The sequence below is a fragment of the Phyllobacterium sp. NPDC097923 genome (genome assembly GCF_044760925.1).
Lineage (GTDB): Bacteria > Pseudomonadota > Alphaproteobacteria > Rhizobiales > Rhizobiaceae > Phyllobacterium > Phyllobacterium calauticae.
The window spans coordinates 429,961-452,000 of sequence record NZ_JBIWBL010000003.1; the positions used below are offsets into that span (position 1 = coordinate 429,961).

Consider the following 22,040-nt stretch of genomic DNA (forward strand, 5'->3'; position numbering starts at 1 on the left):
TGGGGCGGATCAGAACTTGTAGTTCAGGCCGACGCGCACGCTGTGGAAGTCAGACGTTGCGTCTGTCGAAATAAAGTCATTCCCGACCGTATGCGTGCCGAAATTGATGTACTGGTATTCGAGTTTGGCTGTCAGGTGGTCTGTGAAGGCATGTTCGATACCGGCGCCCGCGACCCAGCCGGCCCGGGTCTTGCTCTCGCTGGCGGCATTGCCGATGCTGTCGGAAATCGAGTATTTGACGTTGCCGTAGGCCAGGCCGCCCGTTCCGTAAATCATCGTGCGGTCAAATGCATATCCGAGGCGCGGACGAACGGTGCCGAACCAGTCGATCTTTGAGTGGGCATCGAAGTTCACGCGGCCAAGCGGACCGGAAATGCTGTCGCTGATGTCGCCGCCCTGGAAATCCGCTTCCAGGCCGAGAACGAAATTGTTGATCTGATAGTTGTAGCCGACCTGCGCGCCGCCGAGAAAGCCGTTATCTTCCAGGGTGCCGATGCTGCCGAGGAAGTTTCCGCGCTCACGGAATCCAACGCGATCATTTCCAGAAAATGCATAGCCAGCGTTCACACCGGCATAGAAACCCGTCCAGGTAAAAGCCGGTGCCGTGAACACTGCTTCCGGGGGAGCTGTATCAGTGACGGCATCGGCGGCATAAGCATTGCCCGATAAAACTGCGGCTGCAAAGAATAGACCGATAGCACCAAGTTTCTGCATAACTTTCACCTTCAAGAGACCAACTTCGAGGTGAAGATTGCCATAGATTATAATTACGATATATACTTTAATTACATTGATTTATCTAAATATAGTCGCCAGATGTCTGTGCTTGTCGCGTTTTGTATTGCGGTGGGAAATATCGCATCAGTCCTGATGGTTAACAGATTCCAGTTTCATTGCGTCCGCATCTTGTTCGGGCTCCGGATCCGAACCAGACTGGTAATCTTCGGGAGTGCCAATCTCGCTATCGACCGGACTTAAGTCGACATGCCAGTGCGCTATTGCGCCCTCGATGGAGCCTGTTTCTGTAAAGAGGCGAATTTCAATCGGTATTTTAGGCCGTTCAACCCGGAAGGTGGTTTCCGCTGCGAACGACCCTGTTCCGGATGGGCGAATGCGGATTTTACCCAGTACGTCCTCGCTGTAGATTTCGATCGTAAAAATCTGTCCGTAGATATTCTGATCAATATCCAGAAAAAACCGGACGTTCCATTCGCCGGCCGGAAGATGGAAGTAGGGACCATAGACGAGGCAGCGGGCCCGTCCAACGAGGTCGATTTCACCTGTCGCGGGCTCGCCTCCCTTGTCGGCAAGCAGGAAGCTTTCCTGTGGCCAGGTGAGAGAAGCGACCTGTCCCTTGAGTATTTTGCCATCAAACGGTTCAATCGCGTGCTGTACAATCTTCAACAGCCCTTCCACCTCATCCGGCTGATGCACATCGTGCGGGCTGATCCTGGCGGCGGACTCCTCAAGGGTCGGAATGTGCCCGGTTTCTGTGGTTGAACCGGTGCTGTCCATGCCCAATTGTTCCAGGCACCGGATCATGCCGGCGGGTGTCAGCGAGACACCGAGCTGCCGGCACAGTTGAGCGATGATGCGGTGGATGCGCACATTGCCGATTTTTGTACGGTCCAGATGGACGAGAAAGGGGTGTGGGCGCATTTGCGAAACGCAGGCAATGCTGGCTGACAGAGAGCGAACGAGTGCTATATCCTGCTCCGCGAACTGATGGATGAGATGCGCAATGGAATCCAGGGCGCTCTCGCTGAAGATGATGTAAGGAGTCTTGGAGCGGCATAGAAATGCGCACAACGCCGCATCGGGGTAGAGCGAAGACAGGATGACATTCTGGCTGCTCCGGTTTGTCCAGGCATTGCGCATGTCGTCCAAAGTTTCCACGGACGCGTAATTGTAATCGTCGAATGCTTCGTCCGCTATGACTTTCAGGGCATGGATTCCCCAGGTCGACATCAGACCTGGTATCCCCAAAGCAATCTGAAGGGTCATCTGGCCTGTCTACCTCCCGCCGTTGAAGACGTTGTCGTACAGTGAACTGACAGCCTGATGATAACGCGCAGGCGAGAAAAGTTCAGCCTGTTTGGGTCCGAGATTGGCAAGATGGTTGCAGAGGTCGTCATCGCGGGCAAGCGCCTTGACCGCATTGCGCAGGGAATCCGTGTCGTAAGGATCGATCAGCAGGGCAGCGTCACCGGCAATCTCTGGAACGGACCCCTCCGTTGATGTCAGGACCGGTGTGCCAAGCTGCATGGATTCGAGGACCGGGAGACCAAAGCCCTCATAGAGGGATGGGAAGAGCACGGCGCGGGCGCCGCGGACAAGACTGATGAGAAGAGAATAGGAAACGAAGTCGAAACGATGGATACGGCGGCCAGGAATAACCCGGTTTTCGACGTGTGTGTAGAAGCGAAACCGTTCGTCGTCGATGAGGAGCTGTGTCTGGTCGCCTTTCCAACCCGGCGCACCGACGATGATCAGGGGAAAATCTACCTTGGCCGAGAGATAGGCTTCAACCAGCCTGGACAGGTTTTTCTTCGGCTCAAAGGCGCCAAAGAACAGAAAGTATTTCTTCCAGTCGAGATTGAAGATGCCGGCAATCTCATCGGCCGCCACGCCCTCCGGTTTTTCACGTAAATCCAGAGGGACGTGGACAGCCTGATACGTATTGGTGATGCGTTTCTCGTCTACCCCGAGGATGCGAATAATGTCCTGCTTGGAGGTTTCGGAGACCGTGACAATGTGATCGGCCGATTTGGTCAGATGGCGCAGCAGCTTGTAGTGGTATCGCTTGTTGTCCTCGGTCAGATAGGGCAGGCGCAATGGAACCAGGTCATGAATTGTGCAGATGTTCAGGCCTTTGCGCGCTCTGAGCGGCAGCGGATATGTGCAGTGAAGAAGATCAGGAGCCTTGTCGAATGACAGCGGCAGGCTTTTCCCGAAAGTCTTGAAGTGCTGGCGGGCCAACGCAAAGATATCATTGTGTGCATAGAGAAACTCTGAATCCATCAGGTTTCCCTGCAGCGATTTGACAATGACGGTGCCGGTCAGCGGAATGGGGGTAGGGGTCGCCCCCAACGGGGCGCCAATCTGCCGGCGCAGCCAGCGTTTCGCCTGCGCAACCGGAGCCAGTTTTCTGTTTGAATTATCGTCGAAAAGGATGACTTCCCGCAGGGCCGGATCTTTGGGGAGCTTGCCGCGAACCGAATGCACAATGCCCGTCTTGTAGTCGAGCTGGCGCGCGGTTTGAATCAGACCGCGCGTATAGGTGGCCACGCCTGTGCCCTTTTGCATGGATAGATTGAGACCGTCATACAGTATGGTTCTTGCCAAGTCGGCTTCCTTTCAGGGCAGCGCAGAAATGCAAATCAGCCCAAAATCGTACAATCATGCCGGTTCATGAGCCGACAAGACAAGCAGCCAGTCATCGCCAGTGTCGTTTGCAGAGAGCTGTTCGAGCGTCACAACATGGGTCTGCCCCTTGAAATCGAGGTGCCGCAACGTGCCGTAGACCGCCGTCAACCGGCGAATGAATTCAACGCTGTCTGCATACCGGAGCGCATTAAACTCCATGACAATCATGGGCTTATGGCGTTCGATGGTTTCTTGCATCGCATCAAAAATATGTTCCTCGGCACCTTCCGCATCGATTTTTATGAAGTCCACCCGCTCGTAGGACTGACACAGCTGATCGAGCGTCGCCGTGCGAACATTGACGAGGGACCCCGAGACAGCGTCCGCGACGAAGCCGGGCTCCACCACTGCCGCGTTCTTGGGCTCATTGTGAGGGATGTAGAGGGAGACAAGCTTGTCGTTGGTATCGCTGAGTGCGGTTTGTTCGAGGCGGGTACGACGCAGAAAACCGTTCAGACCGATGCTGCGCCTGAGAAAATCCATGGCATGGGGGTTGGGTTCGATCGCAAGCAACTGCCCCGACGCGCCAACAAGCTCCGCCAGCAGGACAGAATAGTAACCGAAATTTGCCCCCACATCGACGGCGACCATGCCGGCGTGCACGTTCCGGGCACAAAACTGTGTCAGCCAGATTTCCCAGTACCCGTCCAGGAGAAGGTGTGATCCAAAACCGCGGTCCCGGGTGTCGATATAGAATTTGTAGCGGCCCAGAATGCGCGCAACCGCTGTGCAGTCGCCGAGATAGGCGCTGCGTGCGAGGTTTTGAACGGCCAACTCCAGATCCGGGCGCTTGAAGCTTGCAATCTCATGGAGGTGAAGCAACGATTGGGATGGCATTGTTTACTCTCACGGCAGCTGCTCCCCAGGGGAAGCATAGGACGGTAATGGTCTCGTTGTTCAAGTCCCCGCATATCGGCGGATCAGGCGTTACTTTCTCTTGCCAGTTTCATTTCGTTGCCGCCGCCGCGCTTATGCCGATCGAGGTGGCGGACAGGGCAGGGGATGCGACACCCTGGAAGATGGCCATGACCTTCTGCCATTCGGCCCCGGATGCATTGGCAATGTAGATGACGTCGCGCGGCTGCATTTCGAATCTTTGCATTGCCAGCATCGTGCTCGTGTTCTTCATGTTGAAGCGGTACACCACGGGGATATATTCGCCGGAGTTGAGAAGCGGGTTGCCGGCGGCAAGAAAGCGTCTGGCAACGGAGGCGAGTTCGTAGCGCAGGACGAAGACGCCATTGGCGTCAGCGCGGTTGTCGTTCAGGCCTGCCGCCTTGGCCAGCGCGTCGGCCATGGAAATCCGGGATGCTTCAAACGGAATCTCGGCATTGCGTCCAGCCGCACCCAGCACAAGAATGGTGCGCGGTTCGCGCACGACAGTGATGAGATCGCCGGATTTCAGGCGTATGTTTTCCGCCGGATTTTCGATAAGCACATCGAACGGAATACGGGCAGTCACGCCATTGCGCGTCAACCGGATGATGCTCTCGCTGGCCGCTGCCCGGATACCGCCCGCTGACGCGATGGCATCCAGTATGCGTTCGCCGGCACCCGAAAGGGAAATCCGCGCGCCGGAAGCAACTTCGCCGGTGACGGTGACGGAATTGGCCGTGCTGCGCTGAATGGTGACAAGCGCCTGGGGCTGGACGGCCTTGCCGTCAAGGGCCGCTGCGATCTGGCGCTCCACTTCGGAGGGAGTCCGTCCGGCGACGGCAATGCGCCCGGCATAGGGCACGGCAATCGTGCGATCACCCGAAACGGTTTGCGGCGGAATGACCGTCGATCCGCCGGAGGATTGTTGAAAGCCTGCTGCGGTGATGTTGCTGCCGAACAGGCTGCCGGGCGGCGCTTCCCACAGGTTGACGCCAACCACATCGCCGACCGCAATGCGCAGATCGCTTGTGCGCGGCCCGGCGCCAAAGCGATTGACGAGGCTTTCGCGCGGCCGCGTTGCCGCATAGGAAAGCACGGCGTCGTTCACATCGACCATGGCGTAGTTGGTACGCGTTTCCGTTTTCCGCTGCTCGACAATCTGCGCGGTTGAAGGACCCGAACCGGGAAGTGCGCAGCCGGAGAGGGCAATTGCAGACATCATGGTGAGAACCAGCCCCGCCGATGCGGATCGTCTCGGCTCCAAATGCCGATGAAAGGGATAGGGTGGCATCACGATGCTTGGCAGTGAGGGTCCAGCTTGCCTTTTCAGCATGTCTTACGTGCTCTTTTCGTGAAATCGCATCATTGCCGACGGGCTCATTCCATAGGCATTCCGATACAGGGACGAGAAACGTCCCGGATTTGAAAACTGCAGGTGCATGGCCAGGTCGGTGACATTGCGCGCACTGCCGCTGACGATTGCATCATGCGCCGCCGACAATCGGTATGCGCACAGAATGTGCATGGGGCTGGTATCGCGATATTCCTTGAACATACGCTGCAGGGCGCGGGAACTGCAGCCTGCTGCCGCTGCAATGTCATCGAGCGTGATCGAATTGTGAATGTTCTCACGCATGAATGCTTCGGCGCTCTGCAGATAGCGCGGTGAAATTCTCCGGGAGGACTGGCTGCTCAGGGCGCTGACATTGTCAGGCCTGGTCATGAACAGCTTGGCGAGCAGCAATCGTTCATAGACGCCTGCCAGGACATCGCGGCCTGAACCTGCCGCCGCCGCTATATCCTCGCTCACATAGCAAAGCGTCTGGTACAGCGCGGAAGCGCTACCGGTACGGAAATCATGCAGGGGCGAAAATGCGAGCTCCTGAAAGTACGGGCGCCGCATCAGGCGTTCGAAGTGTTCACGCAATGTCGGTACCGGAACAAGATAACTCACCCAGGAGCTGGCCGGATAAAGTTTCGCCTTGACCCCCGGGCGGTCGAACACGCCGGTGGCGGTTCCAGCCGGAATATTCTGTATCTTGCGGTTCTTGGTATCGATGAGATCAACCGCGCCCTTGAGCACGAATACAAAGCTTAACGTTGCACCAATACCATTGGACGCAACTTCCAATCGGCCGCTTGTTTCACCATAAACAATGGATGTCTGATGTAATGGACACACCTGGCGTTTGAAGCCATAACGTCCCTGTTCATCAGGGTAGCCCGACCAGCGCCAATTCCCGTCCATCTTTTCAACGTTGCTGGATATGTCACCGCTTGAGCTCGAAAGAGATCTGTATTCAGAACGTTCCATCGGATTCTTATACATTCACTCCCCCCAAAAAACCCAAATACCTCAAGCAACTTCTACAACGGAAGTTCAAGATCAACTTTAGACGTTCAAGGAAGTTCAGACTACGAGAAGTTTTACAGAAATAGCAACTAAAGAAATTGTCATCACAAGTTTTTCACTTATTTTGATTAATTCAGAATTTAAATACAAGTTTACATATCCCGTACAATACAAAACAATTGTTCAAGTCGTGAGATTTTTGAACACTTTTTTCAATATATATATTGACGTAAGCGAGAATAAATTGACGTTTATTATATATGTTTGTCGTGATGTGTATAATTTACACGTGCGATGCCAAATCGCGCACGCCGGGGGCGGAGGGCACCTTGTATGGATGAAACGCCGCGGCGAATCAATGCAGGGATCGCACCCGCGATCCCCCGAAGGCATTTTACACGACCAAATTATGGGTGTCCGTGACGGGGCAGAGGTGCCCCACGGTGCCGATTCTACCGGAAAATGCGCTATATTTTACCGTTCGGATTGAGTGGCGATGCATCGACGGCCGCCTGAATCGTTCTTGACGTGACGGATGGGCGCGCTCGGTTGGCGGCATCGATCATTTCGTTGGTTGGATCACGCAAGACATTATACACGATCGTAATGGCCGCCTTGGCATATTCCCGGTATGTCTGACGGATAAAATCCGGAATGCTGTCCCAGCTCTGGTTTCCAGTATATTTCTGGGCGTGGATAGCCTTTGCCATGGATTCGATTAGCTTTTCATGTGCATTCATATATTTCTTCTCACTTCTTTGATAACTCCAAGGCAAAAAGAACGATCAATATGTAATTTACTTATACATACGAAGAGAGAGAATTCCTGTATCTGAGTAAACATCGGAAATTAACTGCGTTGCTGCAAGGGGCTTTCCATAATTGTTCCAAAGGAAATGGAATATATGGTTAGCGCAGCTTTGTTGCAGGCGAGAGCCTATGGTCCCGCACCTGTTTGGCGATGATGATGTCCAGCACTTGGCGCCGCGTCGCAACGGTCCTTCCAGCGCCAGTGGATAATAAATATTGACCATTATAGTCATGTTTAATAACAGGGTAGCCGGATTTGCACTATGCAAGCTGCTCCGATGGCGGAAGGGTTCTCCTTCCCTTCACAAGATACGGACCAATGACAGCATTCTCCAATTCATCACCGGCCATGATAGGCAACACCACCTTTCATGACGTGGTCTCGAACCAGAATGGCCTGGTGTACCGCGTTTTCATCTACCGTCCGGGCGGGGAGCCGCCAAGCGATGGATGGCCGGTGCTTTATATGACCGATGGCAATGCGGTGATCGGCACGGCGGTCGACGCGATGCGGGCGCAGGCGAGTTATCCCAGCGGCACCAATGTGGCTTATGGCGTGATTGTCACCATCGGCTATCCCGTGGACGGCGCCTATGATCCGTTGCGACGTTCCTGGGATCTCGGGCCGCCGCCCGGACAGGTCTATCCGCCGTTCTATGAAAACACTCCTGAAGTCAGGACCGGCGGGGCCGGGGAGTTCCTGACGTTCATCGAAGATCAGATCAAGCCAATGATCGAAGCGGATAGTCCCATTGACCGCAATCGCCAGGCGATCTTCGGTCATTCCTTCGGCGGCCTCTTCGTGCTCTACAGTCTCTTCACCCGCCCATCGGCCTTCACAACCTGGATTGCGGCGAGCGCGTCGATCTATTGGGAAAATTGTGCGATCAACGCCTTTCTTCCCCAATTCGAAGCTGCGCATGCGACGCGGCCGGGGGCGGCGCTTTATCTCTCCTGCGGCGAGTACGAGACGGACAAGCTGGCGCCATTCCAGCGCGGTGCGGCCGACGAGGCGGAGCGGCTGGCACAGAAGAAAATCACGTTGAATGATGTTCATTCCGTCGAACTCATGCGTCGGTTGAACGCTCTGCCTGACCAGCCGGTCCGGACGCAGTTCGAGATTCACGCCGGTGAAAACCACATGTCTCTGCTGCCGGTCGCGGTCAATCGTGCCATTCAGGCTGCTTTCGCCGTTGTAAAGCTGCGCGAGGACGGTTGAACACAGCCGGGGAAGGGAGCGGCCCGATGTTGCCATATGATCGTCTCACGGATTTGCCGGAGGCCAGCCCGGCCCGGACCCTCGGGAATCCTGCTGCGATTGATATCTGGTGGTGGGCCTTTACCGAAGGCCAAACGGATTGGAATGAGGTCAGGTCCGCACTCACGCTGCCGGAACAGGAGCGGGCGGCTGCGTTCAGGTTCGACCGGGATGCCATCGGGTTCATGGCAGGGCGTTACCTCCAGCGCAGCGTCCTGTCGCTCTACACCGGAGATGCGGCGGAGGACTTGAACATTGCTGCCGGCGAACACGGCAAACCGTATCTTGCCGGCGAAACGGCGCTGGCATTCAATCTCAGCAATACAAACGGTCTGGCGGTGCTCGCGGTCAGCCGGGATTGTGCCGTTGTCGGGATAGATGCCGAAATGCGCTCGGCGACACTTGAGGCCGGGACGGCGCAACTCATCTGCTCTGCCGCTGAATCTGCGACGCTCTCCATGCTTCAAGGCGCCGAGCGTCAGGCACTGCTGCTTGCGCTCTGGACACTCAAGGAGAGCTTTTTGAAAGCGACAGGCCACGGGCTGGCTGTCGAGCCACATCGGCTGACTGTGCGGGTCGATCCGGTAAGCCGGGCAATCCGCGTGGAGCATGATCTGCCGGGAGATCGGGACAACTGGTGCCACCGGCTGCTTCTGTCCCCAAGCGGGCATATGATTGCGGTTTGCGCACAATCGGATCGGACAGGGCTGGTATTTCGCCAGCACAGCCTGCCCGACCCCATTTTCCAATTCTAATAATCTACGGCGATGGACTGGCCGAGAGTCTCGTGACCGCTCGACAGCCAATTGACCTGCGAGTCATGCGGCTCCAGATCGAAGTGCTCGTGGCCCGTGAGCGTGTTGATGATGTGGGCGCTGCGCCATGCCATCAGGCTCAGTTGAGAATCGGCAATGCCATGGCTGTAGCGCCCGGCGTTCTGGGCAAAGATGCGGTTCTGCTTCGGACCGTTCCAGTTGAGACAGTATTCGTCATTGAGGGCGGGGCGGCTGTGACGGTCGAACTGGATACGGTCCTGCAATCCGGCGAGGGCCTCGGGCAGCTTGAACTGGTAGCCTGTGGCGAGAATGATGGCATCGGCATGGGCAACCTCGACACCGCCATCAAAGCGGTTGCGCACGATCAGCCGATAACCGTCCTTGTCCGCTTCCACCTGAATCACATCGCGATTGGGCGAGAGCTTTGCCTCGATGCTGCGGCCTTCCAGATAGCGCAGACTGTACAGCCGGCGGTAGATCGCATTGATCGTCGACAGGGAAAGGCCGTCGCTGGTCAGGATCGAAGCTTTCAATGCTTCGAGCTTCTGGTCATTGTTGAGGTTGAGGTAGGCATAGACATATTCCGGCGAAAACACCTGATTGGAGAAGGCCGTGTCGTTGATCGGTTCGAAATTGTGCCGGCGGCTGAACCAGTTGAGCTCTTTCAGATTGGCTTTGGAGTTGAGCAGGGATTCAACCACTTCGCCGCCGCTCTGGCCGCCGCCGATCACCGCGATGCGGGCGGCATTGAGGTCCGGCAGCCGGAATTTTGCTTCGCAATTGTGGAAGCAGCGTTCGCCGAGGAACGGTGTCGCCCAGGAGGGCACGAATGGGCTGGTTCCTGTTCCCAGCACGATGTTCTTTGCCGCCACACTGCCATTGTCGAACTGCACCACGAACCTGTCCTTGTCGTGTTTGACCTCGCGCACGGCAGCATCAAACGAGACATTGTCGAGCTGTCCGGCGACCCAGGCGAGATATTGCGCAAACTCCCGGCGCGGCACGGCATCGTAGTGGGCGTTGAGGAACGCATAGAGGCGCTTGTGCGCCACGAGATAGGACACGAACGACCATGGATTGGTCGGCATGACGGGTGTAACGAGGTCCTTCAGATAGGACGATTGCAGTTCGACATCGGGCAGCATCATGCCGGGATGCCAGTCGAAATTGGCCCGGCGCTCGTAGAAATGCGCCTTGAGGCCGCCGACGCTGTCGAGCAGCGCCGCAAGGCTCAGGTTGGAAGGTCCGACACCGATACCCGCCAGATCGAGGGTCTCGTTCGGCTGGCGCGTATGATCATTGTTCGCAAACATGGCAGTCATCAGAATTCCTTTCCGTGATCTTGATTCCAAAGGCCCCTATCGGGCCTCGTCCAGCCGGTGGGAGAGGCGGCTGTGGAATGCCTGTGATCCGATTACGTGCAGATGGTTGGTGCCAGAGATGATTTCCGCCGGATTGGCCCGGGGGGAGTAGCGCCGCCAGTCGATCAGGTTGAGACCCCGATTCAGGCTGTCGTCGGCCGCCCAGGAATGGATCGGCACGTCATGCGGCTGCAGTTCGTGACGCCTGAAAATCAGAGCGTTGTCGATGAGGATCCAGAATGTGTGTTCGCGGCTGCTGATATCGGGACCATCCGTCGGCAGCTCGTCTTTCTCATCGCCGACAAAGCGCAGGAACTGCTCATAGGTATCCTCGTCCATGACGTTGAGCAGGCGGTCCCATTCGGTGCGCATGGCAGTGCGCGACAACCACTCCTGCACGGTCGCGTGCAACTGGTCGCGTTCGCCCGGCTTGAAGCGCGGCTTGGCGCCGATGGCGAACTCGGTGCCCAGATCACAGACGTCGACCATGGTGATCAGCCGCAGATCGATCTCGTTGCCGAGCTTGCGCGCGGTTTCATAGGCCAGAAGTCCGCCCCACGACCAGCCGAGGAAATAGCAGGGCTGGCCTTTGCTCTCGCGGCGGATGTAATCCACATAGCCTTGGATGATATCGTCGACGGATGAGCCGATTTCCTTCTGTTCGGAGAGCGAATAGCAGATGAAGCCGGTAGCAGGCTGATCGGCGCCGAGATAGTCGACGAGTTTGACATATTCGCGCGTGCTGACGAGAAGGCCGGGGAAGCAATAGAGCACGGGCTTGGTTCCCGATGCGCGCAGCACAATCACTTCGCTGCCTGCCTCGCTGTTGCCGTTTTCGACGACCTCCGCGAACGAGCGGATCGTCGGATTGTTGAAGAGGTCGGCAATGGTCGTGCGGTTCTGCGGCTTGCGCTGCCGCAGGGCGGTGAGGATGCGGATGGCCCCGAGGGAATTGCCGCCGATGGCAAAGAAATTGTCCTCGACGCTGATCGGGCTGGTTTTCAGGATGTCCTGCCAGATATCTCGGATTTCTGCCTCGATGGCGTTTTCCGGTTCGACAATGTTGCGCTTCATCGGCATGGGCGCGGGCAGGGCGAACCGGTCGAGCTTGCTGTTGGGATTGATCGGCATGGCTTTCAGCGGAACAATGGCCGAAGGCACCATGTAGGCGGGCAGCATCCGCTCCAGCGCGGCGTGCATCTGCGCCACGTCGAGCTCGAAACCCTGCTTCGGCACGACATAGGCCACCAGCATCTTCTGCCTGGTGGCTTCGTCGTCCCGCAGGACGACGAGCGCCTCGCCGACACCCTCAAGCTGCAGCAGCGCTGCTTCAATTTCGCCGAGCTCGATGCGGTAGCCGCGCAGCTTGACCTGATGGTCAACGCGGCCGACAAACTCGACCGTGCCGTCGTCGCGCCAGCGGGTCAGATCGCCGGAACGATAGAGACGCCCGCCCTCCTTGGAAAACGGGTCGGGAATGAAGCGGTCGGCAGTGGTATCGGCCTTGCCGATATAGCCGCGGGCCATGCCTTCGCCGGCGATATAAAGCTCGCCCGTCACGCCGATGGGGCAGGGATTGAGGTCGGGATCGAGGACATAGACGCGGCGATTGCCGACAGCACGGCCGATCGGTGCATAGGTGCCTTCGAACTTCTGCCCGGCACGCACTTTCCAGACCATCGGTGTCATAATGGTTTCAGTGGGGCCGTACCCGTTGATCAGCCATTCAGACTTCAGGGCCGTGGACAGGAGATCAAACGTCTGCTGGGCCAAACCTTCGCCGCCGAAGGAATAAAGCCGCATCGGCGGCGCGCTGTCGGTGAGATCAGCCCATTCCGCCAACTGCTGCAGGTAGGTGGTGGGAATACTGGCATTGTTCGCGCCGTGCTTGCGCATGGCAGTCAATGTTTCCTCCGGGGTCCACAGGGGCTGGTCCGGCAGAATGATGCTGCCGCCTTCCATCAGCGGGTTCATCCAGCGCTCGTGTCCGCCATCGGAGCTGAAGGGCAGGAATGGCAGCTCGCGCGAGTCCGCGCTCATGCCGTAGACGCGCGATGTGTTCTGCATATGGTGGGTCAAGGGACCATGCTCGACAGCAACGCCCTTGGGCAGGCCGGTCGAACCGGATGTGTACATGATATAGGCGAGCTGGTCCTTGTGAACTTTGACGTCGGGGACGCTGTCCGGCTCCTCCGACAGGTCGAGTTTGTCGAGTTCGAGGATGACCGCATCCAGGCCCTCCGGAATGCGGTCAAGCAGCCAGCTGTGGGTGAGGATGACCTTCACGCCGCCATCGCGCAGAATGTGGTGGTTGCGGCTGGTCGGATGATCCGGCTCAACGGGGATATAGGCGCCGCCCGCCTTGAGCGTGGCGAGAATGCCGACGATGGCTTCGGGAGAACGCTTGACGGCAATCGCCACGCTGATATCGGCACCGATGCCAAGCTTGATCAGCCGGTGCGCCAGCCGGTTGGCGCTGCGGTCAAGCTTGGCGTGGCTCCAGACTTCGTCGGCAAAGATGATGGCGGTCTTGTCAGGCGTGCGCTGGGCATGGGCGGCGATGTGTTCATGCACCGCCCGGTCGTCGTTGATAGTGTCATCCTCATAGGGAGCCGAGAGAACATAAAGTTCATCCTCGGCGATGAGGTCGATATCCTTGATGCGGACCTCATCCCCGGCAGTGGCCTGGGAGAGAACGCGCTGGAAATGAATGGCGGCGCGCTCGACGAGTGCCGGCTCATAGATGTCTTCGGCATAGTCGAACAGGCCGGCGAGCGCGCCGTCCGCCTTCGGGGTCAGCACCAGTGCCAGTTCTGCATCCGAGCGCGGCGCGACGGCCGGCACATGGTCTTGCGCCAATACGGAATGCCGGGGCGGCTGACGGAACTCGAACAGGGATTTGACGATCGCGTCCTGTTCCCGTTCCTCATGCGTCTGGATTTCCTGCACGAGGCGTTCGAACGGAACGAGATATTCCGTTCCTGTGGCAACCGCCGATGCAAGCGCTTTGCAAACATCCAGGAAGGCAGTGCGCGACGTCAGGTCAAACTTCAGCGGCAGGATTTGCTCGCTGCGCGCTATGGTCTCCTGGCTCGTGGATCCAAGCAAAATGCCATATTGCAGCAAATAGGTGCCGCTGTAGCGGGCCAGGAGAACAGCAAAGGCCGCGGAAAGCAGCTCTTCAACCTTCAACCCTTTCAGCGTTGCATAGGACTGGATGCCGGTCCAAAGCTTTGCGTCGAGTGTGAATGGCACGCGTTTGCGTCGGGCACCGGCATATCCGGCAGCATTGAAGCGTGTGGGGAGGGTCGTCGCATTGTACTCCTCGCCAATCAGATCGCGCCAATGGGCAAGGGCCGCCGCAAATTGCGGCGTTTCCAGTGCTTCTTCTTCGCGCACGCCGCGCTGCAGGCTGTCGCCGGGAAGTGCTGGCAATTCCCTGCCCTCGGCGAGCGCGATGAGATCGCTGCGCAGAATGGCAAGCGCTGCCTCATCGCAGACGATGGGATGCAGCACGATTGTCGAGATCAGTTGGCCGTTGTTTCCGGCAATCAATTGATAGCGGGCGGAAACACCGTTCAGGAGATCGAAGGGGCGGGCAACGAAGCCCGCCTTTTCCGTTTCGGCTTCTGTCGCGCTCAGAGGGTTGCTGTCACTACCAACAATCTCATTGGAGGGAACGTCGCCCGGAACGGAAAACTGCTCGATACGACCGCCGGCAAAGCGGCGAAAGCGCGTGCGCAAAGCGCTGTGCCGCTGCGCCAGCCGGTCGAGGGCGCCCTGCACCTGATCAAGTGTAACGCCCTTCTCCCATTGCAGGGAAAGCACCTGGAAGGGAAAAACCGTTGCGTTGCCGATCTGCTCGAGCGACCAGATGCGCTTTTGCGCCAATGTCAGTGGAAAGCTTTCGGCCACGCCGCTGGCGATGCCATCCATGGCAACCGGTTCATTGGGTTCGGGTTGAGCGAAGAGTTTGTTCATGGTGTCACCGATCTGTTATCTGAAAGGGATTGCCGGCAATCACGCCATGGCCTGCCGCAGGGCAAGCGGCCGCGGATCAACCCAGATTTTCTTGATTTCGGCGAGGCATTCCTCGCGGGTGCCGCAAAAACTTTCCTTGCTCCAGCCGACGGGCAGAGCCTTGTCATTGGACCAGACGGAATAGCGGTGTTCCTGATCGCGAACGATGCTCCAGGTTTCTGGCGACGTCTCGGCATTCGACATCATGCGGGCTCCTTGCAGAATAAAGACATGACCAAGAGACGGATGAACCCGCGCCCGATTTAAGCGGAACGGGAGAAAAATTTTTCAAAGTTTTGGCTAAATCGAGCGGTGCGCCGGCCGTCTCTGTAGCAACCATCTTGTCAAAACTTGTCAGCGAGCAGGCTGCGGAGCGCACCATGACCCTTGTTTCCAATATCTCCCAAGAAGCCAATGTTTCGCCGCTTCCAGCTTCTGGTCTGTCGTGCTTCCTGAAATCCGCCGAAATGAAAACGCCGGGCCAGATGCTGATTTCGACCGTGGCCGGGCGCTATCTCGCGGATGTCGAGCCAAGGGCTGGAAGTGTCAGGGTTCGTTTGCCGGATTTGAATGCCGACGAAACCGTTTCGGTTCTGGCCTCGGCCATCGAATTTCTGTCGGCGCAGTCGCGCAATATCAGTCTGGTTGAAGTTGACAATGTGCAGTCATCGGATTTTCCGCTGGGGACGCACAGCGGCAATTCCTTGACCGTCGATACCAGGGAATTCTGGCAATGGCCGATGCCATGGATTGCCAATCCCGCCTGGCCGCACCCGCAGGTGCACATCATGACCAATGGCCAGTATCATCCCAAACGCCCGCGCAAGCCGGTCGGTGTTGTCTATGAACGTTACATTCCCTGGCTCGATCAGGTGCTTTCGTTCCGGGCTGCGGATCCGCAGACGGATCTCGAGCATTTCCATCGCTGGATGAATGACGAGCAGGTCAATGTAATCTGGGAAGACGGCGGGGACAGGGAGAAGCACGCGGCCATTCTCGAGGAGCGGCTGCATGATCCGCATGTCCTGGCGCTGATCGGCTGTTTCAACGGTGTGCCGTTCGGCTATTTCGAGGTCTATTGGGCTAGGGAAAACCGGCTTGGACCCTATTACGATGCGCAGGATTACGACCGTGGCTGGCATGTCGCCATCGGTGAGCCTGCCTATCGCGGCAAGCAGTGGATCACGGCGTGGCTGCCGTCGCTGATGCATTTCATGTTTCTCGACGATCCGCGCACCCAGCGCATTGTCGGCGAGCCGCGCGCCAGCCACGAGCAGCAGATCCGCAATCTCGACCGCTCGGGCTTTTCCAAGGTGAAGCACTTCGATTTCCCGCATAAAAGGGCCATGCTGGTCATGCTGCTGCGCGAGCGCTTTTTCGACGACAGGCTTTGGGTGCCCGCACCATGAATCCTGAAGGAATCGGGCAAGAGAAGCCAAGGCGCACCTATTTTGCGCCCGACGATCTCAACGATCCGGCGCTGACGCGCCTGATCTTCCGGCTCGGCCTGCCGGCCGTGGCGGGCCTGTCGATCAACGCGGTGCATCATACGATCAACATGGTGTTTGTCGGCATGATCGGCGCCCACGAAATTGCCGCCATCACAGTTGTCCTGCCGATCCTGATGATGATCGGTGCCATCGGCGAGGGGCTTGGCGTCGGGGTGGCGACCGCCGTCGGGCGTGCGCTGGGCAGCGCCAATCCGCAGCGCGCCAATGTGACGGCATCGACGCTCGTGGTTCTGACCGTGCCGCTCGGTATCGTGCTCACCGCAGGCATCCTTGTCTTCCGGCGTGAACTGCTCGGCCTGTTCGGTGCCAGCGAAGCGATCATGCCGCTTGCCGAATATTATCTGATCATCGTCGCCTTTTCCGTGACGCTGACGATGCTGCAGATCGTGTCGGATTTCATCGCCATCTCGGAAGGCAATACGCGTTTCAGCATGTGGACACTGCTCGGGTGTTTTGCCCTGAATATCATTCTCGATCCGATCATGATCTTCGGGTTTGGCTTCGGGCTTGCAGGCGCCGCCATGGCAACAATCCTGTCGCAGATCGCAGCGATTGCGGCCTACGCGCTGTATTTTCGCAAGCGCATGGGCACATTGCACCTGTCGGCGCGCTTTGCCGCATTCCGGGCGGATATATTGAAACCGGTATTCTCCATCGGCCTGCCGACGACGCTGACCAGCATGCTGAGCAGCATCAGTTTCGCCGTGCTGTTTACCTATGCCGGGTTCTATCGCGGCGACAGCGGCATTGCCGGTGTCGGTATCGCACTGCGGGTTCTCACTCTGGGCATGCTTCCCATCGTCGGTCTGTCGCTCGGCGGCCAGGCGGTCCTGAGCTTCGCCTGGGGCGCGGGGAAGACGCCGCGATTGCTGGCGGCATCGAACCTGCTCCTGATGCTGACCTCGGTTTTTTCCGTGGCGTACGGGCTTGGTGCCGTTCTCCTGCGCTACCCCATTGCAGCCATTTTCACCGATGATCCGGAGATCGCCCGGATCGCCGCGCTGACCATCATCGTCACCCATATTCCCTTCATCTTTTTCGGCATGCGGCAAATCCTTGTCGTGCTCCTGCAGGCACAGGGCAGAGCGCGGCTCGCCGCCACGATCAGCATCGCGCAGAACGGCTATTTCCTCCTGCCGCTGCTGTTTGTCCTGCCGCATTTCCTCGGCTTTGACGGCCTTCTTGCCAGTCTGTTTCTTGCCCCGGCGCTGACCGCACTTCTCTCCGCCGTCATTCTTTTCACCGCGCTGCGCCAGCTGCGCGGCGACACCGATCTTCCCATCGCAACCTTCAACAACACCGTGTCTGAGAGGGCATCATGAACAAATCCATGCCACCCCATGAATTCGATCCAATGGAAATGCCGGACGACCTGTTTTCGCCGGTCGATGCGGCTGCTTTCAACGCGATTTCGCCGCCGATCTTCCAGACGTCGCTCTTCACCTACGACACTTATGAAGCCATGGAAGATGTGTTTGCCGGGCGTGCGCGCAACTACATCTATTCGCGCGGCGACAACCCGACGGTGCGCGAATTCGAACTGCTGACCGCCCGCCTGGAAGGCGCAGAAGACGGACGCGGTTTCTCCAGCGGTACGGCCGCAATCACAGCGACCATTCTCAGCCTTGTCGAGTCCGGTGACCGCGTGGTTGCCGTCCAGCATCTCTACAATGACATCTACCGGCTGTTCGTGAAGCTGCTTGCCCGGTTTGGCGTCACGGTGGATTTCGTCGATCCGTCCAACCACGATGAAGTGCGCGCCGCCTTGCCGGGCGCCAAGCTGCTTTATCTGGAAAACCCGACATCGATGGTGTTCGAATTGCAGGACATCGAAGCCCTGACGTCCATGGCCAAGGAATATGGCGTGACGACCGTCATCGACAATTCCTGGGCAACGCCGCTCTTCCAGAAGCCGATCCAGCACGGCGTCGACATCGTCATCCACGCCGCTTCGAAATATCTTGGCGGTCACAGCGATACGGTGGCGGGCGTTGTCGTCGGGCCGCGTGACCTGATCGCCAAGATAAACAGCTCGACCTATCCCTATATCGGCGCAAAACTCTCACCGTTCGAAGCGTGGCTGCTGCTGCGCGGCATGCGTACGCTGAAAGTCCGGCTGAAGGAACACATGCACAACGGGCTCGTCCTCGCCAAGCACCTGCAACAGCACAACGATATCGCCCTTGTCCGCCATCCCGCTTTTTCGGATCATCCGGGCAAGAAGACGCTGACGGGCTTTTCCGGCCTCTTTGCCTTCGATCTGAACCCGGACATCGATGTCGCGCGCTTTGTCAACGCGCTGCGCCATATCCGCCTTGGCGTCAGCTGGGGCGGACCGGAAACGCTGGTTGTTCCTGCCAAGGCCGCCTTGCAGATTCCTGACCGGATGACCTCCTTCGTGCGCTTTGGCGTCAACCCGCAGACGATCCGTTTCGCTGTCGGTCTTGAGGAGCCCGAGGTCATCTGGAACGACATTCAGCAGGCCCTCCACGCCGCCAGGTTGTAGGCAGGACACAGGCAAAACAAAGTTGGTCAAGGCGGGTGAAAAAGACGGACATTTCGTCGAACGCGCCTTGACTCGGACAACATGACAAATGTAGTCATGTTTTGAATATGAGAATAATACTCATATTAAATATCAAATAGTCTCAGGGTTTTAACGGGGGTTTGGTCATGCGGGGTTGCAGGACGATGATTTGGAACGGGGTCAATTCAGCCGGGCGCAAACAGCGTTCGCACAAACGTCTGCTGATGACCACATCGCTGGCAACGCTCATGACTGCCAATCTCGCCTATGCGCAGCAGGCGCCGACCATCGAGCTCAATCCGATTGTCATCAACAGCGGCGACGATGCCACTGGCCCCGGCAACGGCTATCTCGCCAACAGCACCTTGACTGGAACAAAGACGAGCACGCCGCTGCGCGAAGTTCCCCGTTCTGTTTCCATTATCACGCGCGAGCAGCTGGATGACCGTCCGTCGCAGCGAATCGAGGATGCGCTGGCCTATACGGCTGGGGTGACCAGTTCGCCCTGGGGTGTTGACGAACGCTATAATCAATTCATGATCCGTGGTTTTGACGTCGGCCCTTATGCGGTATCTCGCGACGGGCTGCCGCAGCGGACCATTGATTTCTCCGGCTTCAAGGCTGAGCCCTACGGACTTGAGCGCATCGAGGTGATCAAGGGGGCAGCGTCGGTGCTCTACGGTCAGAACGGTGCCGACGGTCTGGTGAACCTGACGACCAAGCGGCCAACCAAGGACCCGCTGTATAGCGCCTATGCCGGTTATGGCTCGCATAATACCTATGAAGTCGGTCTCGATGCCGGCGGTCCGCTGGACAAGGAAGGCGTGTGGACCTACCGCCTGACGGGTCTGTTCCGCGAGGGGCATGAGGCGATTGATTTTTCCAAGAACAACCGCGTGTTCATTGCACCGGCGATCACCTGGTCGCCCAGTGCCGACACCTCTCTGACGGTCTTCGCCAACTATCAGTGGGATAAGCTTCCGCCCAATACGTTCCTGCCCGTTGCGAGCCCGCTTCATCCCAACCTGCCGAAGTTCTCGCGCAGCTTCACAACATCGGATCCGGATTTCGACCGCTTCAACGCCAATCATGGCTCGATCGGTTATTCCTTCGAGCACCGCTTCAACGATGCCTGGACGGTTCGCCAGAACGTTCGCTATACCTCGCAGGACACGGATTACCGGCACCTCTATTACACCCAGATGCTGGATGAGCAGACCCTGGGCAGAGCCGCCTTTACGGTTGATGAAACGGCGACCATCTTCAGCGTCGACAACAGTGCGCAGTACGACTACCAGTCCGATCATATCAAGAACACGCTGTTGATGGGCCTCGATTACAATCGCTACACGGTTGACGGTCACAACGGATATGCACCCGGACCCGGTCTCAATTTCGAGAACCCGGTCTATGGCATTGACGTGCCGATGCCGGGCACGATTGTCGACCGGAAGACCACGACAGACCAGGTTGGCATCTATGCGCAGACACAGACCAAGATCAACGATCGCTGGCTGCTCAATCTCGGCGGGCGGCAGTCCTGGTTCGAGGAAAAGACGGATGACCGCCTGAGCAATACGAGGACGGATACATCGGACAATGCCTTCACCGGCAATGTCGGCCTCGGCTATCTCTTCGACAATGGCATCACACCCTATGCCAGCTACTCCACCTCATTCGTGACCAATATCGGCCAGGATGCCCTGACCGGTTCTCCTTATGCGCCGTCAAAGGCGCGGCAATACGAGGTCGGCGTCAAGTATGATCCCGATTTCATGCCGGCGCATTTTACCGCTGCCTTGTTCGACATCACGAAAACCAATGTGCTGGCCTTTGTCAGCGACGGTGCATATCGCCAGATCGAAGAAGTGCGCCATCGCGGCTTTGAGTTCGAATCCACCGTCGATCTCTTCCACAATGTCAGCCTGACAGGCAGCTACACCTATCTCGACGCTGAAATCACGGCCAGTTCTCTGCCCGAAGTCGGCAACCGCACGCCGATGGTGCCCAAGAACCAGGCATCGCTCTGGGCCAAGTACACCTTTGACTCCGGCCTTCTTCAGGGGCTGAACATCGGCTCCGGCATACGCTATGTCGGCAGTTCCGTCGGCAGCGGCGCCAGTGGCAAGCAGGTGAACGTTCCTGACTATACGCTGGTCGATGCGGCCGTCAGCTATGAGAAGAACGGATGGAAGGGCGCGCTCAAGGTCAGCAATCTCTTTGACAAGGGCTACTATTCCACCTGCTCGACCGACTATGACAATGCACCGATGTGTATCTACGGCGAAGGCCGGACAATCAAGGGTACCTTGTCGGTCAAATTCTAAGGTCAAATATCAAATGAACGGAACGTCCTTTTCCCTCAGTGGTGTCGGTTTCGATATCGACGGAAGAACCCTGCTTCATCCACTGACACTGGACGTTCCGAAAGGGGAGGTGGTCGGCATTCTCGGCCATAACGGTTCGGGCAAGTCGACGCTGCTGAAAATCCTGGCCCGGTTCCAGGCGCCGACGCGGGGGCAGGCTGACTATCACGGCCAACCGCTCGCCTCGTTCCGCCCCAAAGACTATGCCAGGAAGGTTGCCTATCTGCCGCAACAGACACCGGACACCGATGGCATGACGGTCAGGGAAGTGGTTTCGCTGGGGCGTTATCCCTGGCACGGGGCGCTTGGCCGCTTCTCGCTCACCGACCGCACCAAAGTGTCCGAAGCCCTGGAGTTGACGGGACTGACGCCGTTTGCCGACCGTATCGTGGACACGCTGTCCGGCGGCGAACGGCAACGCGCCTTTCTCGCCATGCTCATTGCGCAGGATACGGAATGTCTTCTGCTGGATGAGCCGATCTCGGCGCTCGATATCAACCACCAGATCGAAGTGATGAGCCTCATCCGCATGCTGGCGCATGAGCATGATCGCTCGGTGCTGATCGTCCTGCACGATATCAACATGGCCGCGCGCTTCTGCGACCGGCTGATCGCCTTGTCGGGCGGCAGGCTGGTGGCTCACGATGCAACCGATGCGCTGATCACGGCCGACAAGCTCAACGCTATTTACGGGGTCCGCATGGGTATTTTCCGGCATCCGGAAACACAGTCGCCCATAAGCTACGTTCTCTAAGG

General features: G+C 57.8%; 17 protein-coding genes. 7 read left to right on the forward strand and 10 right to left on the reverse strand.

The window, feature by feature from the left end:
- Window positions 1-9 precede the first annotated feature (9 nt).
- The 7 genes from ACIQWS_RS17780 to ACIQWS_RS17810 all read right to left on the reverse strand — a co-directional run bounded on the left by ACIQWS_RS17780 (window position 10) and on the right by ACIQWS_RS17810 (window position 7,395).
- Window positions 10-714 (reverse strand): outer membrane protein, encoded by a 705-nt coding sequence (locus ACIQWS_RS17780; protein ID WP_403182194.1) that lies wholly within the window; start codon window positions 712-714, stop codon window positions 10-12.
- Between the two features lie 147 nt (window positions 715-861).
- On the reverse strand, window positions 862-2,004 hold the full coding sequence (locus ACIQWS_RS17785) for a hypothetical protein (protein WP_403182197.1): 1,143 nt from the start codon (window positions 2,002-2,004) through the stop codon (window positions 862-864).
- Window positions 2,005-2,013: 9 nt separating this feature from the next.
- Window positions 2,014-3,345 (reverse strand): glycosyltransferase family 4 protein, encoded by a 1,332-nt coding sequence (locus ACIQWS_RS17790; protein WP_403182201.1) that lies wholly within the window; start codon window positions 3,343-3,345, stop codon window positions 2,014-2,016.
- A gap of 54 nt (window positions 3,346-3,399) precedes the next feature.
- A complete protein-coding gene (locus tag ACIQWS_RS17795; protein ID WP_403182203.1) occupies window positions 3,400-4,263 on the reverse strand; it encodes an FkbM family methyltransferase in 864 nt (287 codons plus the stop codon).
- Window positions 4,264-4,372: 109 nt separating this feature from the next.
- Window positions 4,373-5,524, reverse strand: coding sequence for a polysaccharide biosynthesis/export family protein (locus ACIQWS_RS17800; RefSeq protein ID WP_403182206.1), 1,152 nt, complete (start codon window positions 5,522-5,524; stop codon window positions 4,373-4,375).
- A gap of 114 nt (window positions 5,525-5,638) precedes the next feature.
- On the reverse strand, window positions 5,639-6,631 hold the full coding sequence (locus ACIQWS_RS17805) for a helix-turn-helix transcriptional regulator (RefSeq protein WP_403182210.1): 993 nt from the start codon (window positions 6,629-6,631) through the stop codon (window positions 5,639-5,641).
- 491 nt (window positions 6,632-7,122) lie between these two features.
- A complete protein-coding gene (locus ACIQWS_RS17810) occupies window positions 7,123-7,395 on the reverse strand; it encodes a hypothetical protein (protein WP_346306927.1) in 273 nt (90 codons plus the stop codon).
- Window positions 7,396-7,784: 389 nt separating this feature from the next.
- On the opposite strand from ACIQWS_RS17810, the gene ACIQWS_RS17815 reads away from it, so the two are divergent.
- On the forward strand, window positions 7,785-8,684 hold the full coding sequence (locus tag ACIQWS_RS17815) for an alpha/beta hydrolase-fold protein (RefSeq protein ID WP_346306928.1): 900 nt from the start codon (window positions 7,785-7,787) through the stop codon (window positions 8,682-8,684).
- Window positions 8,685-8,710: 26 nt separating this feature from the next.
- The gene (locus ACIQWS_RS17820) at window positions 8,711-9,478 is read left to right on the forward strand and encodes a 4'-phosphopantetheinyl transferase superfamily protein (protein WP_346306929.1); all 768 of its coding nucleotides are present in this window, start codon (window positions 8,711-8,713) and stop codon (window positions 9,476-9,478) included.
- Here the strand turns inward: ACIQWS_RS17820 and ACIQWS_RS17825 are convergent.
- The 3 genes from ACIQWS_RS17825 to ACIQWS_RS17835 are packed head-to-tail and all read right to left on the reverse strand — an operon-like array spanning window position 9,475 to window position 15,087.
- Window positions 9,475-10,821 (reverse strand): SidA/IucD/PvdA family monooxygenase, encoded by a 1,347-nt coding sequence (locus ACIQWS_RS17825; protein ID WP_346306930.1) that lies wholly within the window; start codon window positions 10,819-10,821, stop codon window positions 9,475-9,477. The two genes, ACIQWS_RS17820 and ACIQWS_RS17825, sit on opposite strands and share 4 nt — an antisense overlap.
- A gap of 36 nt (window positions 10,822-10,857) precedes the next feature.
- On the reverse strand, window positions 10,858-14,841 hold the full coding sequence (locus tag ACIQWS_RS17830; protein WP_403182219.1) for an amino acid adenylation domain-containing protein: 3,984 nt from the start codon (window positions 14,839-14,841) through the stop codon (window positions 10,858-10,860).
- Between the two features lie 39 nt (window positions 14,842-14,880).
- Entirely contained in the window at window positions 14,881-15,087 is a 207-nt protein-coding gene (locus tag ACIQWS_RS17835) for an MbtH family protein (protein WP_403182222.1), read from the reverse strand.
- Between the two features lie 260 nt (window positions 15,088-15,347).
- On the opposite strand from ACIQWS_RS17835, the gene ACIQWS_RS17840 reads away from it, so the two are divergent.
- The 5 genes from ACIQWS_RS17840 (at window position 15,348) to ACIQWS_RS17860 (ending at window position 22,038) form a co-directional block, all read left to right on the forward strand.
- Window positions 15,348-16,289 carry a GNAT family N-acetyltransferase gene (locus ACIQWS_RS17840; RefSeq protein WP_403182557.1) on the forward strand — a complete coding sequence of 314 codons (942 nt, stop codon included), beginning with the start codon at window positions 15,348-15,350 and terminating at the stop codon, window positions 16,287-16,289.
- Window positions 16,286-17,713, forward strand: a complete 1,428-nt coding sequence (locus tag ACIQWS_RS17845; protein ID WP_403182225.1) for an MATE family efflux transporter — start codon at window positions 16,286-16,288, stop codon at window positions 17,711-17,713. Before ACIQWS_RS17840 ends, ACIQWS_RS17845 begins: the two co-directional genes overlap by 4 nt.
- The gene (locus ACIQWS_RS17850; RefSeq protein ID WP_403182227.1) at window positions 17,710-18,897 is read left to right on the forward strand and encodes a PLP-dependent transferase; all 1,188 of its coding nucleotides are present in this window, start codon (window positions 17,710-17,712) and stop codon (window positions 18,895-18,897) included. The genes ACIQWS_RS17845 and ACIQWS_RS17850 overlap by 4 nt, the downstream gene beginning before the upstream one ends.
- Before the next feature lie 185 nt (window positions 18,898-19,082).
- Window positions 19,083-21,245 carry a TonB-dependent siderophore receptor gene (locus ACIQWS_RS17855; RefSeq protein WP_403182230.1) on the forward strand — a complete coding sequence of 721 codons (2,163 nt, stop codon included), beginning with the start codon at window positions 19,083-19,085 and terminating at the stop codon, window positions 21,243-21,245.
- A gap of 13 nt (window positions 21,246-21,258) precedes the next feature.
- A complete protein-coding gene (locus ACIQWS_RS17860; protein ID WP_403182232.1) occupies window positions 21,259-22,038 on the forward strand; it encodes an ATP-binding cassette domain-containing protein in 780 nt (259 codons plus the stop codon).
- The last annotated feature ends 2 nt before the right edge of the window (window positions 22,039-22,040 follow it).

What these genes read in the sequence shown, in the direction of transcription:
- ACIQWS_RS17780 (WP_403182194.1), bottom strand. Translation starts at nt 714, where the DNA reads ATGCAGAAACTTGGTGCTATCGGTCTATTCTTTGCAGCCGCAGTTTTA.
- ACIQWS_RS17785 (WP_403182197.1), bottom strand. Translation starts at nt 2,004, where the DNA reads ATGACCCTTCAGATTGCTTTGGGGATACCAGGTCTGATGTCGACCTGG.
- ACIQWS_RS17795 (WP_403182203.1), bottom strand. Translation starts at nt 4,263, where the DNA reads ATGCCATCCCAATCGTTGCTTCACCTCCATGAGATTGCAAGCTTCAAG.
- ACIQWS_RS17800 (WP_403182206.1), bottom strand. Translation starts at nt 5,524, where the DNA reads ATGATGTCTGCAATTGCCCTCTCCGGCTGCGCACTTCCCGGTTCGGGT.
- ACIQWS_RS17805 (WP_403182210.1), bottom strand. Translation starts at nt 6,631, where the DNA reads ATGTATAAGAATCCGATGGAACGTTCTGAATACAGATCTCTTTCGAGC.
- ACIQWS_RS17810 (WP_346306927.1), bottom strand. Translation starts at nt 7,395, where the DNA reads ATGAATGCACATGAAAAGCTAATCGAATCCATGGCAAAGGCTATCCAC.
- ACIQWS_RS17815 (WP_346306928.1), top strand. Translation starts at nt 7,785, where the DNA reads ATGACAGCATTCTCCAATTCATCACCGGCCATGATAGGCAACACCACC.
- ACIQWS_RS17820 (WP_346306929.1), top strand. Translation starts at nt 8,711, where the DNA reads ATGTTGCCATATGATCGTCTCACGGATTTGCCGGAGGCCAGCCCGGCC.
- ACIQWS_RS17825 (WP_346306930.1), bottom strand. Translation starts at nt 10,821, where the DNA reads ATGACTGCCATGTTTGCGAACAATGATCATACGCGCCAGCCGAACGAG.
- ACIQWS_RS17830 (WP_403182219.1), bottom strand. Translation starts at nt 14,841, where the DNA reads ATGAACAAACTCTTCGCTCAACCCGAACCCAATGAACCGGTTGCCATG.
- ACIQWS_RS17835 (WP_403182222.1), bottom strand. Translation starts at nt 15,087, where the DNA reads ATGATGTCGAATGCCGAGACGTCGCCAGAAACCTGGAGCATCGTTCGC.
- ACIQWS_RS17840 (WP_403182557.1), top strand. Translation starts at nt 15,348, where the DNA reads ATGAAAACGCCGGGCCAGATGCTGATTTCGACCGTGGCCGGGCGCTAT.
- ACIQWS_RS17845 (WP_403182225.1), top strand. Translation starts at nt 16,286, where the DNA reads ATGAATCCTGAAGGAATCGGGCAAGAGAAGCCAAGGCGCACCTATTTT.
- ACIQWS_RS17850 (WP_403182227.1), top strand. Translation starts at nt 17,710, where the DNA reads ATGAACAAATCCATGCCACCCCATGAATTCGATCCAATGGAAATGCCG.
- ACIQWS_RS17855 (WP_403182230.1), top strand. Translation starts at nt 19,083, where the DNA reads ATGATTTGGAACGGGGTCAATTCAGCCGGGCGCAAACAGCGTTCGCAC.
- ACIQWS_RS17860 (WP_403182232.1), top strand. Translation starts at nt 21,259, where the DNA reads ATGAACGGAACGTCCTTTTCCCTCAGTGGTGTCGGTTTCGATATCGAC.